The organism is Actinacidiphila rubida, assembly GCF_900110255.1.
GTDB lineage: Bacteria > Actinomycetota > Actinomycetes > Streptomycetales > Streptomycetaceae > Actinacidiphila > Actinacidiphila rubida.
Genome location: NZ_FODD01000018.1, coordinates 74,993 through 88,099 on the forward strand (window position 1 = coordinate 74,993; position 13,107 = coordinate 88,099).

10 protein-coding genes and 1 pseudogene are annotated in these 13,107 nt (G+C 73.8%); 6 read left to right on the top strand and 5 right to left on the bottom strand.

Going from position 1 to position 13,107, the window contains the following annotated elements; genetic code table 11:
• Positions 1-43 precede the first annotated feature (43 nt).
• Positions 44-1,336 (bottom strand): LolA family protein, encoded by a 1,293-nt coding sequence (locus tag BMW99_RS19010; RefSeq protein ID WP_069465453.1) that lies wholly within the window; start codon positions 1,334-1,336, stop codon positions 44-46.
• A 266-nt stretch (positions 1,337-1,602) separates the two neighbouring features.
• A complete protein-coding gene (locus BMW99_RS19015; protein WP_075017204.1) occupies positions 1,603-2,622 on the bottom strand; it encodes a polyprenyl synthetase family protein in 1,020 nt (339 codons plus the stop codon).
• 429 nt (positions 2,623-3,051) lie between these two features.
• Between BMW99_RS19015 and egtA the strand changes: the two genes are divergently transcribed.
• From egtA to egtD, 4 genes and pseudogenes are all read left to right on the top strand, one after another.
• Entirely contained in the window at positions 3,052-4,389 is a 1,338-nt protein-coding gene (gene egtA / locus BMW99_RS19020; RefSeq protein ID WP_069465452.1) for an ergothioneine biosynthesis glutamate--cysteine ligase EgtA, read from the top strand.
• A gap of 241 nt (positions 4,390-4,630) precedes the next feature.
• Positions 4,631-5,920: an ergothioneine biosynthesis protein EgtB gene (egtB, locus tag BMW99_RS19025; protein ID WP_069467730.1), complete on the top strand. Its 1,290-nt coding sequence runs from the start codon at positions 4,631-4,633 to the stop codon at positions 5,918-5,920.
• A pseudogene (locus BMW99_RS42150) lies at positions 5,920-6,381 on the top strand (hypothetical protein); the annotation flags it as partial. The gene egtB and the pseudogene BMW99_RS42150, both read left to right, overlap by 1 nt.
• 360 nt (positions 6,382-6,741) lie before the next feature.
• Positions 6,742-7,719 carry an L-histidine N(alpha)-methyltransferase gene (gene egtD, locus BMW99_RS42155; protein WP_075017227.1) on the top strand — a complete coding sequence of 326 codons (978 nt, stop codon included), beginning with the start codon at positions 6,742-6,744 and terminating at the stop codon, positions 7,717-7,719.
• A gap of 98 nt (positions 7,720-7,817) precedes the next feature.
• Here the strand turns inward: egtD and BMW99_RS19040 are convergent, their stop codons facing one another.
• On the bottom strand, positions 7,818-8,330 hold the full coding sequence (locus BMW99_RS19040) for a DinB family protein (RefSeq protein WP_075017205.1): 513 nt from the start codon (positions 8,328-8,330) through the stop codon (positions 7,818-7,820).
• 58 nt (positions 8,331-8,388) lie between these two features.
• On the opposite strand from BMW99_RS19040, the gene BMW99_RS19045 reads away from it, so the two are divergent.
• A complete protein-coding gene (locus BMW99_RS19045; RefSeq protein ID WP_075017206.1) occupies positions 8,389-9,213 on the top strand; it encodes a class I SAM-dependent methyltransferase in 825 nt (274 codons plus the stop codon).
• A 17-nt stretch (positions 9,214-9,230) separates the two neighbouring features.
• Positions 9,231-9,752: a hypothetical protein gene (locus tag BMW99_RS19050; protein ID WP_141726349.1), complete on the top strand. Its 522-nt coding sequence runs from the start codon at positions 9,231-9,233 to the stop codon at positions 9,750-9,752.
• Positions 9,753-9,846: 94 nt separating this feature from the next.
• On the opposite strand, the gene nuoN is transcribed toward BMW99_RS19050, so the two are convergent.
• Positions 9,847-11,502, bottom strand: coding sequence for an NADH-quinone oxidoreductase subunit NuoN (gene nuoN / locus BMW99_RS19055; protein ID WP_069461689.1), 1,656 nt, complete (start codon positions 11,500-11,502; stop codon positions 9,847-9,849).
• Positions 11,499-13,106 carry an NADH-quinone oxidoreductase subunit M gene (locus BMW99_RS19060; protein ID WP_069461688.1) on the bottom strand — a complete coding sequence of 536 codons (1,608 nt, stop codon included), beginning with the start codon at positions 13,104-13,106 and terminating at the stop codon, positions 11,499-11,501. Before BMW99_RS19060 ends, nuoN begins: the two co-directional genes overlap by 4 nt.
• Position 13,107: the final 1 nt, after the last annotated feature.

Genomic DNA, 13,107 nt, shown 5'->3' on the forward strand with positions numbered 1-13,107 from the left:
GCCGCCCCGCCCGGCGGGCGGGGCGGCGGCCGGTGCGGGCGTGCTACTTCGCGGCGGTGTTCGCCGCGTCGGTCAGCGCGGACTGGGTGACGGCACCGACGTAGAGGGTGCCGTCGTCCGTCAGCAGGCCGTTGACCAGCCGGGTGTGGAAGACGGTGCCGGAGCCGAAGGCACCGCTGACGTGCGTGCCGAAGCTGTTCAGCAGCTCGTCGGCGTGCCGGCCGCCGTTCCCGGAGCGGTGCCCGGAGCCGTCCTTGCCGCCCGGCAGGACCGTGCCGAACCCCTTGGCATCGGGCGCGGTGCCCGGCGCCGCGCCGTCCTGCGTGCGGATGACGGCGATGGAGTCCCAGCCCTTGCCGAGCACGGTGGGCCGCGCGCCCTTGCCGTTCGTCCGGTCGCGGGGCTCCTTCGCGGAGCCGTCGCGGCTGCCGCCTTCGGTGACCTTCACGCCCTTGGGCGGGGTGAAGGAGAAGGTGCTCGCGGAGGGCGCCGAGAAGGAGACCCGGGTGTAGCCGACGTCGAAGACGGCCTTGCCGCCGCCCCTGGGCGTCAGCGTGACCTTCAGCGGCACCCCGGTCCCGGCGTCCACCGCGATGCGGATCGCGCCGACCGTGGTGGTACTGGCGTGCTGCGGGGTGACCAGCAGCTGGTAGGCGCTGTGCCCGGCGACCCGGGCGGTGCCGTCCACGGTGATCGACGCGGTGCCGTCGGCGGCCTTGAGGAACTGCCGGGCGGCGTCCTGCGGGGTGGCCGGGACGTCCTGCGGGGCGGCGGCGTCCTGGTGGGCTCCGGCGTCCTGCGGCAGCGTCTGGTGGTACGCCTGGTCCGAGGCGCTGTCGTACGCCCACAGCTGGCTGCCGTCGCGGATGAGGCTGTACTCCGCGGTGGGTTCGAGGATCGAGACCTTCTGCCTGTCCGGCCCGTCGGCCGCGACGTGCAGGGTGTGGGTGCCGGCCAGCAGCTGGAGCAGCTGCGACTGCGGTGCCGCGGGCGAGCCGCCGGCGCTGCCGGGCGTCCGGCCCGCGCCCGTCCCGCCGAACATCGCGCTGCCGGCGCCGCCGGTCAGCTCCGAGGGCAGGCCCAGGTCGGTGGTGACCTTCACGGTGCCGTCGACGGTCCGCGTGTCCGACGCGGCGATCTTCGTCAGGAGCTGCTCCGCGGTCATCGAGGGCAGCGAGGGGCTCCCGCTGTCCGCGAGGGCCGGAACCAGGCTGATGGTCGCGGCCGCCACACCGGCGACGGCCACGGGCACGGCGTACCGTGCGGCCCTGCGTCCGCGCCGCCCGGTGCCCGGCTCGTCCTCGTCGTCATACCGTGCCGGTTGGATCGGTGCCATTGCGTTCCTACCTCCGTCGTCAGCGGCGGCCTGCTGCCCTGCACTCGTCCACTCCCCGGGCCCATTGTCGCCCGGTCCGCCGTGAAGTGGTGTCTCCATCCCACCAAATCGGCCGCGCCCGCACATCCGCCGGCGGATGCAACCGAATGTACGCCCGCGGGATGACACAACGCCCCGGCGTACCCCGGGAAGTGCCGGGGAATCACCGGGGCGCGTCAGGGGCGGAACGGGGAACTCCCGTGTCCCGTACGACGTTCGAGGGCGTGTCAGCCGGTGCGGTGCACCACCGCGTCGCACAGCCCGGCCAGCGCGTACTTGGCGGGGTTGTCCGGCAGCGGCTCCAGCAGCGCCCGCGCCTGGCGGGCCAGGTCGAGGGTGTCGCGGCGGGCCAGGTCCATCGCCGGGTGGCGGCGCATCAGCTCCAGCGCCTCGGCGTGCCGGACGTCGTCGGTCAGGTCGCTGTCGAGCAGCTCGACGAGCCGGCGGTCCTCGGCCGAGGCGGAGCCGCCGGACTGCTGGTACCAGCGGCGGACGTGCAGCACGGGCAGCGTGGAGATGCCCTCGCGCAGGTCGGTGCCGGGGGTCTTGCCCGACTCGTGGCTGTCGCTGGCGATGTCCAGGATGTCGTCGGCGAGCTGGAAGGCCGCGCCGATCCGCTCGCCGAAGGTGCTGAGGGTGCGGACCACCGAGTCGTCGGCGCCGGACATCATGCCGCCGAACCGCCCGGAGACGGCGACCAGCGAGCTGGACTTGCCGGCGACGACCTCCATGTAGTGGTCGAGCGGGTCGTGGCCGCCGCGCGGGCCGACCGTCTCCATGATCTGTCCGGTGACCAGCCGCTCGAACGCCTCGGCCTGCACCCGGACCGCCTCGGGCCCCAGGTCGGCGAGCAGGTGCGAGGCGCGGGAGAACAGGAAGTCGCCGGTCAGCACGGCCACCGAGTTGCCCCAGCGCGCGTTGGTGCTGGGCACCCCGCGGCGCACGTCCGCCTCGTCCATCACGTCGTCGTGGTACAGCGTGGCCAGGTGCGTGAGCTCCACCACCACGGCGGCGGGCACCACCCCGGGAGCGTGCGGGTCGCCGAACTGCGCCCCGAGCATCACCAGCAGTGGCCGGAACCGCTTGCCGCCCGCGTCCACCAGGTGCCGGGCCGCGTCCGTGATGAACGGCACGTCGCTCTTGGTGGCCTCCAGCAGGCCCTCCTCCACGGCCGCGAGACCGGAACGGATGTCGGCCTCAAGGGCCTCGTCCCACACGCTCAGCCCGAAAGGCTCGACGACGGTCACGAGGGGTACTCCTGTCGCTGATCTGACTCCGGGCCGGCGGTACGGACCGGCGTCTCCCTGGCTCTGGCGGCTCTGAGCTTCCGGTGCAGCCTGGTGCTGCTCATAACGGCAGGGTAGCCGGTCGCATGTGGATCACCGTCGTCGCCCGGCACTGCGACCAGGCCGCGGACGGTCACCGCACGTATAATCCCGATTACCGGAATTGCATACGTTTGTCCCACTCGTAAGGATGACGGGAGGGGCCCTCGAGACAGCAGGAGGATGACGGGCCGATTGCCCCCACCTGTCGGCTTGGCACCGGTGCGGCGTTCCCCGTTCCGTAAGACCGTTCCGCACCAGGGGCAACTACACTCGCCAGAGCAGCTTGTGACATGTCCTCGCTTCGGGTGCGGCGATCCGTGCCCGTCCCAGCAGAGAGGAGGTGGATCGATGGCAGGCGGCTCCGACGGCCACGGGGACCTCGTCGGGCTCGACGAGGACGAGGCCGAGGCACATGTGCGCGGTGTCTGCTTCAAGACCGGTCCGCCCGAACAGACCGGTGTGGAGCTGGAGTGGCTCGTTCAGGACCGCTCCGATCCCCGTGCACTGATACCCGTCGACCGGCTGGACGCGGCCCTCGCGCCGGTCGAGGCCCCAGGGGCGCTCCCCCGGGGCAGCAGGATCACCCGCGAGCCGGGTGGGCAGGTGGAACTCAGTTCCGCCCCGGCCCCCGCGCTCCCGGCGTGCGTCGAGGCGATGGCCGCGGATCTCGCCGTACTGCGCACGGCCGTCGACCGGGCCGGACTGGTCCTCGCCGGCAGGGGCCTGGACCCCTTCAGGGACCCGCCCCGGGTGCTCGACCACCCGCGCTACCGGGCGATGGAGGGCTTCTTCGACCGCGAAGGGCCCTGGGGCCGCACGATGATGCGGCGCACCGCCTCCCTCCAGGTCAACCTCGACTGCGGTGACGACTCCCCCGGAGTCTCCGGCCACCGCTCCCGCTGGGCCCTGGCCCACCGGATCGGCCCGGTGCTCGTCGCCGCCTTCGCCAACTCACCCCTCCGCGGCGGCCGCCCCACGGGATGGCTGTCCACCCGCCAGGCCACCTGGGACCGGATGGACCCCGGCCGCACCCGGCACCCCCGCCACCACCCCGACCCCGGCACGGCCTGGGCCGGGTACGCGCTCGACGCCCGGCTGCTGTGCCTGCGGCCCTCCGGCCGCGCGGACGGCGACCCGCACGGCAGCAGCCCGTACGACGGCGACGCGGACTGGTCGGCGCCGCCCGGCCTGACCTTCCGCGGCTGGCTGCGGGGCGAGGCCCCGGGGCTGCGCCGGCCCACGGCGGCCGATCTGGAGTACCACCTCAGCACGCTCTTCCCGCCGGTCAGGCCGCGCGGCTGGCTGGAGCTGAGGATGATCGACGCCCAGGACGGCGACGACTGGATCGTGGCCACCGTCCTGGCCGCGACCCTGATGGACGACCCGGTCGCCGCCGACACCGCGTGGGCGGCCACCGAGCCGCTCTGCGCCGGACTGGGCGACCCCGACGGCCCCGACGGTCCGCTGCCCTCCGACGAGACCTGGCGGCGCGCCGCCAGGATCGGGCTGGCCGACCCCGACCTCGCCAAGGCGGCCCGCACCTGCTTCGCCGCCGCCGAGAGCGCCCTGGTGCGCGCCGGGGCGCCCGCCGCGCTGCGGCAGGCCCTGACCGACTTCGCCGAGCGCTATCCGGAGCGGGGCCGATGTCCCGCCGACGACCGGTTGGACGCGCTGAGCCGCGCCTGAAAGACCACTGGAAAGGCTTCCCGTGACAAACCCACGCACCACGAGCACCGGCACTGCCCGAGATGCGGCCCCACCCGCATCGCCGGCATCCTCCGCCCCACGTGACCCGTCCGACGCCTCCCTACCGCGGGGCGGCCCGGCGCCCGCGGACACCGCGGCCGCCACCGGGACCTCCGGCGGCGCCGGCGAGTCCGCCGGGCACGACGGGCCCGCCGACCCGGCCGCCCGCGCCAGAGCCGCGCTGGAGGCCGCCAGGAGCCGCACCCTGGCCCTGACCGACCCCGTGTCCGACGAGGAGCTGATCGCCCAGCACTCCCGCCTGATGTCGCCCCTGGTGTGGGACCTGGCGCACATCGGCAACCAGGAGGAGCTGTGGCTGGTCCGGGAGGCCGGCGGGCGCCCCGGGCTGCGCCCCGACCTGGACCACGTCTACGACGCCTTCCAGACCCCGCGCGCCGACCGGCCCGGGCTGCCGATGCTGGGCCCCGGGGAGGCGCGGGCCTACGCGGCCGCGGTCCGGGCCGAGTCGATGGACGTCCTCGCGGCCGTGGACACCTCGCCCGACCGTCCCGAGCCGCTGCTGGCCGGCGCCTTCGTCTTCGGCATGCTCGCGCAGCACGAGCAGCAGCACGACGAGACCATGCTCGCCACCCACCAGCTGCGCAGGGGTCCCGCGGTGCTGGACGCGCCCGCGCCGCCGCCCGCGCCGGCCGACGCCGCGTCGCTGCCCCGCGAGGTGCTGGTGCCCGGCGGGCCGTTCACCATGGGCACCTCCACCGAGCCGTGGGCGCTGGACAACGAGCGGCCCGCGCACACCGTCGAGGTGCCCGCGTTCTGGCTGGACACCGTGCCGGTCACCAACGCGGCCTACCAGGAGTTCATCGCCGCCGGCGGCTACCGCGACCCGCGGTGGTGGACGCCTGAGGGCTGGCGGCACGTGAAGGACGCCGGGCTCGAGGCCCCGCTGTTCTGGTCGCGCGACGGCGACGGCTGGACGCGGCGGCACTTCGGGCTGGTCGAGCCCGTGCCGGCCGACGAGCCGGTGCTGCACGTGTGCTGGTACGAGGCCGACGCGTACGCGCGCTGGGCCGGGCGGCGGCTGCCGACCGAGGCGGAGTGGGAGAAGGCGGCCCGGCACGACCCGGCGTCCGGCCGGTCCCGCCGCTACCCGTGGGGCGACGCCGACCCGGGGCCCGAGCAGGCCAACCTCGGGCAGCGCCACCTCCGGCCGGCGCCGGCCGGCAGCCACCCGGCGGGCGCGGCGCCCAGCGGCGCGCGGCAGCTGATCGGCGACGTGTGGGAGTGGACGGCGTCCGACTTCGACCCGTACCCCGGCTTCACGGCGTTCCCGTACAAGGAGTACTCCGAGGTGTTCTTCGGTCCCGAGTACAAGGTGCTGCGCGGCGGCGCGTTCGGCGTGTCCCCGGTGGTGTGCCGCGGCACGTTCCGCAACTGGGACTACCCGATCCGCCGGCAGATCTTCGCCGGGTTCCGCACGGCGCGCGACGCCGCGCCCGGGGAGGGCGCCTGATGTGCCGGCATCTGGCCTACCTCGGACCGCCGGTGCCGCTCGCGCGGCTGCTGACGGAGCCGCCGCGCGGCCTGTACGAGCAGGCGTGGCGGCCGCGCCGGCAGCGGCACGGCACGGTCAACGCCGACGGGTTCGGGGTCGGCTGGTACCTGCCCGGCCCGGCCGCGGCGGCCCCGGAGGACGCTGGCGAAAGCGCTGCCGGGAGCGCTGCCGGTGACGACGGGTTCGCGCGGCCCGCCCGCTACCGCAGGGCCGTGCCCCTGTGGGCCGACGAGAACGCCGTCGAGCTGTTCCGCGCCGTGACCAGCGGCGCGGTGCTCGCCGCGGTCCGCTCCGCGACGGCCGGCACCACGCAGGACGAGTCGGCGGCCGCGCCGTTCCGCGACGGCCGCTGGCTGTTCAGCCACAACGGCGCCGTGCCGGACTGGACCCGCCTGCCCACCACGCTGCCGTCGGCCGAACTCCTGGCCATGGAGGCCCGGTCGGACTCCGCGCTGCTGTGGGCGATGGCCGTGCACCGGCTGCGGCAGGGCGAGCCGCCGGGCGGCGTGCTGGCCGCCGTGGTGCGCGAGGTGGCCGCCGCGCGGCCCACCGCCCGCCTCAACCTCCTTCTCACCGACGGCCGGACGATCGCCGCCACCGCGTGGGGCGACACGCTGTGGTACCGCACCGGCCCCGATCACGTGCTGGTCGCCTCCGAGCCCGACGACGCGCCCGGGGAGTGGCACGAGGTACCCGACCGTTCACTTCTGCTGGCCACCACGGCCGGCGTCCGGGTCATCGCGCTGCGCCCCGTGCGCACCGACAGCAAGGACACCCTCATGACCGAGAGCCGCTTCACCCTCGACGACCGGCTGCCCACCGGCTACTTCACCGAATCGCTGCGCGCCGACGTGCTGGCCGGACTCGGCGGCACGCCACGCACGCTCCCGCCCAAGTGGTTCTACGACAAACGCGGCAGCGACCTGTTCGAGCAGATCACCCGGCTGCCCGAGTACTACCCGACGCGCGCCGAGCAGGAGATCCTGGAGCAGCGGGCGCCGGAGATCGCCGAGTTGACCAAGGCCGCGACGCTGGTGGAGCTGGGCTCCGGCTCGTCCCGCAAGACGCGGCTGCTGCTGGACGCGCTGACCGCCCGCGGCACGCTGCAGCGGTACGCGCCGCTCGACGTGAGCTCGACGGCGCTCGCCGAGGCGGGCGAGGCGATCTGCCGGGACTACCCGCGGCTGCGGGTGGCCGGCACCGTCGCCGACTTCGAGACCGACCTGTCGCTGGACGACGACCCCGGGCCGCGGCTGCTGGCGTTCCTCGGCAGCACCATCGGCAACCTCGACTCCGGGCAGCGGCTGGCGTTCTACCGCACCCTGTCGCTGGCGCTCAGCGGCGACGACGTGCTGCTGCTCGGCGCCGACCTGGTCAAGGACCCGGACGTGCTGGTGCGCGCGTACGACGACGCGGCCGGCGTCACCGCCGAGTTCGACAAGAACGTGCTGCACGTGCTCAACCGCGAACTGGGCGCGGACTTCGACCCGGACGGCTTCGAGCACGTCGCGCTGTGGAACGCGGACGAGGAGCGGATCGAGATGCGGCTGCGGGCGCGGACCGCGCAGACCGTCAAGATCCCCGACCTCGACCTGTCGCTGGATTTCGCCCAGGCCGAGGACCTGCGCACCGAGCTGTCCTGCAAGTTCCGCCGCGAGTCGCTGACCCGCGAGCTGCACGAGGGCGGCTTCACCGTCCGGCACTGGTGGACCGACAGCGAGGAGCGCTTCGCCCTGCTGCTCGCAGTGCCCAACTGACCGCGCGGCCGTAACCCGGGGGCCTGGGCCGCCTGGGCCGCCAGGCTCGCCCGCCTGGCTCGCCCGACCCGCCTGACCCGCCGCCGCGTGGCGGCGGGTCAGGCGCCCACCACGCCGTCGATGCCCTCGCGCAGGAAGTCCGCGTGCCCGTTGTGCCGCGCGTACTCCAGCAGCACGTGCACCATCACCATGCGCAGCGACACCTCCTCGTCCCAGCGCGGCTGGTAGCCAGCGTCGTCCAGCGACCGGACCGCGGCCTCGATCCGCCGGGACTGCGCGACCTCCGCCTCCCACGCGCCGAACGCCTCGGCCCTGCCGGATCCGCTCGCGTCGTAGGCGGCCTGGAAGTCGGCCGGCCGGTCCGACCACACCATCGGCGCGTCGTGATCCTCGAACACCCGCCGGAACCAGGCCCGTTCGACCTCGGCCAGATGCCGGACCAGCCCGAGCAGCGTCAGCGTCGACGGCGGCGACGACCGCTCCTTCAGCTGCTCGTCGGTCAGCCCCTCGCACTTCATCGCCAGCGTGGCCCGGTGGTAGTCGAGGAACGCGCGCAGCGTCTCCCGCTCGGTTCCGAACGACGGCGGTCCTACCCGGTGGTCCATGGTCATCGGCGCAGCGTACCGGGTGGGCCGGGAACCGCCCGCGCGGCTGCGGAGTTGCCGGGGCATGGAAGCCTTCGACGCGTTCGAGCGAGAGATCTGGGCAGGCCGGGCCGAGCCCTACGCCCGCACCTTCGGACTGCTGTGCGCCCGTACGGTGCCCGCGCTGCTGGACGCCGGCGGCCTGGCCGACGACGGCTCGGCCAAGGGCGTGCGGCTGCTGGACGTCGGGACCGGGCCGGGCACGGCCGCCGCTGCGGCCGTCGCGCGGGGGGCCGCCGTGACCGCGGTCGACGCCGAGCCGTCGATGGTGGCGCTGGCCGCCGCGGCGGTGCCCGCGGCCGGGGTGAGCGTCGCGGTGCTCCCCGAACTTCCCTTCCCCGACGGCGCGTTCGACGTCGCGGTGGCCAACTTCGTGGTCAACCACATGGCGCGGCCGCGCGCCGGGCTCGCGGAGCTGCGCAGGGTGGTCCGCCCGGGGGGCCGGGTCGCGGTCACCGTGTGGGCCTCGCCCCGCGCCCCCGGCCAGGCGCTGCTGGGCCGGGCGGCGGCCGAGGCCGGGGCGTCCCGGCCGGACGGCATCCCGGAGGGGCTGGACGCCGACGAGGACTTCCCCCGCACCCCGGAGGGCCTGGCCGCGCTCCTGTCCGGGGCGGGCCTGTCGGACGTCGTGTGCACGCCGCTGCACTGGGACCACGTGGTCGACCCCGAGCTCTGGTGGTCCGGGGCCACCGCGGGCATCGGCGTCCTCTCCCAGATCGTGAGCCGGCAGCCGCCCACCGTCGTCGCCCGGATCCGCGGCACCTACGACGAGCTGTCCGCCGCGTTCCGGCGCCCGGACGGGCTGCTGGCCCTCCCGCACACGGCACTGCTGGCCCACGGGACCGTCTGAGCCGTACGCTCCCGCCCATGGGGATACGAGGGGTTGCCGCGCTGGTCGGCGGGGTCGTGCTGGCGGGGGCGGCGGTGGCCGTGGGCGGCGTCGTGAGGGGCGGCGACGGCAGCGGCGGCGGTCCCGCGCCCGTCGACGCGGCGTCGATGCAGCGGGACATGGCCCGCCGGCTGCCCGACGGCTGGACGGCGCGGGTCGTGCACGCGGCGGGCGGCGGCTACGACGTGTGGCTGCGGCATCCCGGGGACGTGCGGGCGGCGATCCGGTCGATGCGCACCCACGACGTGGTCGACATCAACAAGCCGGCGATGCTGACGCTGCTGCCCCAAGGCGCCACGCAGCACACCGACTTCGTGTTCCACCTCGGGGACTCCACGGGCGACGGCGAGCTGATCAGGGCGGCGGCCGGGCCGCACCATCCGGGCAGGACGCCGGTCCTGCTGCTGGCCAGCAAGGAGTTCATGCAGGCCGAGATCGACGCGGCCATGCCGAAGGTCACCATGACGCCGTTCGTCGTCGGCGGTCCCGCCGGGGGCTGAGCCCGCCGGGACCGGCCCCCGAAGGCGACTGCCCGGGTCCCCTCCCCCGAGGGGAGCGGACCCGGGCAGCGCGTGCCGGGAAGGGCGGGAGCGGTCAGCGGACGAAGACGCCCGCCTTGTCGGCCAGGTCCAGGAAGTACTGCGGAGCCAGACCCAGGACCAGGGTGACGGCCACGCCGACGGCGATGGCGGTGGACGTCAGCGGGCTGGGCACGGCCACCGAGGGGCCGTCCGCCTTGGGCTCGCTGAAGAACATCAGCACGATCACCCGGATGTAGAAGAACGCGGCGATCGCCGACGAGATCACACCGACGATGACCAGCGGCATCGCGCCGCCCTGCGCCGCCGCCTGGAAAACCGCGAACTTCCCGGCGAAGCCGGACGTCAGCGGGATGCCCGCGAAGGCCAGCAGGAACACCGCGAAGACCGCGGCCACCAGCGGGGAGCGGCGGCCGAGGCCCGCCCACCGCGACAGGTGCGTGGCCTCGCCGCCCGCGTCGCGGACCAGCGTGACCACCGCGAACGCGCCGAGCGTCACGAAGGAGTACGCCGCCAGGTAGAACAGCACCGAGGAGACGCCGTTGCGGTCGGTCGCGATGACGCCCGCGAGGATGAAGCCCGCGTGCGCGATCGAGGAGTAGGCCAGCAGCCGCTTGACGTCGGTCTGGGTGACCGCGATGACCGCGCCGATGACCATGGTGACGATCGCGACGCCCCACATGACCGGGCGCCAGTCCCAGCGCATGCCGGGCAGCACCACGTACAGCAGGCGCAGCAGCGCGCCGAACGCGGCGACCTTGGTGGCGGCGGCCATGAAGCCGGTCACCGGGGTCGGGGCGCCCTGGTACACGTCGGGCGTCCACATGTGGAACGGCACCGCGCCGACCTTGAAGAGCAGGCCGACCGTCACCATCGCCAGGCCGATCAGCAGCAGCGCGTCGTTCTGCGTGGAGGACGCCAGCGCGGGCGTCGTCTTCGCGGTGCCGTCGATCACCGACGCGATGCCGGAGTAGCTGACGGTGCCCGCGTAGCCGTAGAGCAGCGCGATGCCGAAGAGCAGGAAGGCCGAGGAGAAGGCGCCCAGCAGGAAGTACTTGACCGCGGCCTCCTGCGACATCAGGCGGTTGCGGCGGGCCAGCGCGCACAGGATGTACAGCGGGAGGGAGAAGACCTCCAGGGCCACGAACAGCGTCAGCAGGTCGTTGGCCGCCGGGAAGATCAGCATGCCGCCGACCGCGAACATCAGCAGCGGGAACACCTCGGTGGTGGTGAACCCGGCCCGCACCGCGGCCCGTTCCTGGTCACCGCCGGGTACCGCGGAGCCCTGCGCCGCGAAGGAGTCGACGTGCCGGCCGTGTGCCATGGGGTCCAGCCGCCGCTCGGCGAAGGTGAACACCGCGACGAGCGCGACCAGCAGGATCGTGCCCTGCAGGAAGAGCGCCGGACCGTCGACGGCCACCGCGCCCATCGCCGCGATGTGCGCCTTGGTGGTGCCGTAGCCCTTCTCGGCCAGCGCGATCAGCGCGGCGAACGCGGCCGCCAGGCCGACGACCGCCAGCCCCACCTGTGCGGTGTAGCGGGACCTGCGCGGCACGAACGCCTCGACCAGCACGCCCACCGCGGCGACGCCGAAGACGATCAGCACCGGTGACAGCTGGGCGTACTCGATGTGCGGTGCCGGGATCTTGTCGGCGGCGGGCGCCGCCGTCCACAGGCTGTGGACGGACGCCGCCCTAGCGGATGCGCTCACTTCTTCGCCTCCAGCGCGGGCTTGGGGTCGGTCTTGTTCACGTCGGAGAGCGTGTGCTGGACCGACGGGTTGACGATGTCCGCCACCGGCTTGGGGTAGACGCCGAGGAAGAGCAGCAGCGCGATCAGCGGTGCGACGACCACGAGTTCACGTGCCTTGAGGTCGGACATGCCCTCGACGCCGGCCTTGACCGGGCCGGTCATCGTGCGCTGGTAGAGCACCAGCACGTACAGGGCGGCCAGCACGATGCCCAGCGTGGCGACGATGCCCAGCGCCGGGTAGCGGCTGAAGGTGCCGACCAGGACCAGGAACTCGCTGACGAAGGGCGCGAGTCCGGGCAGCGACAGCGTCGCCAGACCGCCGACCAGGAACGTGCCGGCCAGCAGCGGCGCCACCTTCTGCACCCCGCCGAAGTCCGCGATGAGCCGCGACCCGCGCCGGGAGATGAGGAAGCCGGCGACCAGCATCAACGCGGCCGTGGAGATGCCGTGGTTGACCATGTACAGCGTCGCGCCGGACTGGCCCTGGCTGGTCATCGCGAAGATGCCGAGGATGATGAAGCCGAAGTGCGACACCGAGGCGTAGGCGATCAGCCGCTTGATGTCGCGCTGGCCGACCGCGAGCAGGGCGCCGTAGATGATGCTGATCACCGCGAGCACCAGGATCACCGGCGTCGCCCACTTCGACGCGTCCGGGAACAGCTGGAGGCAGAAGCGGAGCATCGCGAAGGTGCCGACCTTGTCGACGACCGCGGTGATCAGCACGGCCACCGGCGCCGTCGACTCGCCCATCGCGTTGGGCAGCCAGGTGTGCAGCGGCCACAGCGGCGCCTTCACCGCGAAGGCGAAGAAGAAGCCGAGGAACAGCCACCGCTCGGTGGACGTGGCCAGGTCGAACTTGCCGGACGCCCGCGCGTTGAGGATGTCCTGCAGCGCGAAGGTCCCGGTGCCCAGCTGCTTGGCGGTCGCCGCGTACAGGCCGATCACCGCGGCGAGCATGATCAGGCCGCCGGCCAGGTTGTACAGCAGGAACTTCACGGCCGCGTACGAGCGCTGGCGGGCCGCCTCGTCCTCACCGGCGGCGTGCGCCCGGTCCCCGAAGCCGCCGATGAGGAAGTACATCGGGATGAGCATGGCCTCGAAGAAGATGTAGAAGAGGAACACGTCGGTGGCCTCGAAGGAGAGCACCACCATCGCCTCGACCATGAGGATCAGCGCGAAGAAGCCCTGGGTGGGGCGCCAGCGCCGGTTGGGGCCGGTGCGGTCCTCCAGGGGGTCGGCGTCGTGCCAGCCGGCCAGCATCACGAACGGGATCAGCAGCGCGGTCAGCGCCACCATGACGGCACCGATGCCGTCGACCCCCAGGTCGTAGTGCAGGCCGAAGTTCTTCACCCAGACGTGGTTCTCGGTGAACTGGTAGCGCGCGCCGTTCGGGTCGAACCGCACCAGCGTGACGAGCGCCAGCACCAGGGTGCCGAGCGAGAACAGCAGGGCCGTGTACTTGGCCGCCGCCTTGCGGGCCGCGGGCACCGCCGCGGTGGCCACCGCGCCGACCGCCGGGAGCACCGCGGTGACCGTCAGGATGGGGAATGAAGAGTCTGCCATG

Excerpts from the sequence above, each read along its gene's own strand:
- egtA (WP_069465452.1), top strand. The coding sequence starts at position 3,052 with ATGGCAGGCGGCTCCGACGGCCACGGGGACCTCGTCGGGCTCGACGAG.
- BMW99_RS19045 (WP_075017206.1), top strand. The coding sequence starts at position 8,389 with ATGGAAGCCTTCGACGCGTTCGAGCGAGAGATCTGGGCAGGCCGGGCC.
- BMW99_RS19050 (WP_141726349.1), top strand. The coding sequence starts at position 9,231 with ATGGGGATACGAGGGGTTGCCGCGCTGGTCGGCGGGGTCGTGCTGGCG.
- BMW99_RS19040 (WP_075017205.1), bottom strand. The coding sequence starts at position 8,330 with ATGACCATGGACCACCGGGTAGGACCGCCGTCGTTCGGAACCGAGCGG.
- egtD (WP_075017227.1), top strand. The coding sequence starts at position 6,742 with ATGACCGAGAGCCGCTTCACCCTCGACGACCGGCTGCCCACCGGCTAC.
- BMW99_RS19060 (WP_069461688.1), bottom strand. The coding sequence starts at position 13,106 with ATGGCAGACTCTTCATTCCCCATCCTGACGGTCACCGCGGTGCTCCCG.
- BMW99_RS19010 (WP_069465453.1), bottom strand. The coding sequence starts at position 1,336 with ATGGCACCGATCCAACCGGCACGGTATGACGACGAGGACGAGCCGGGC.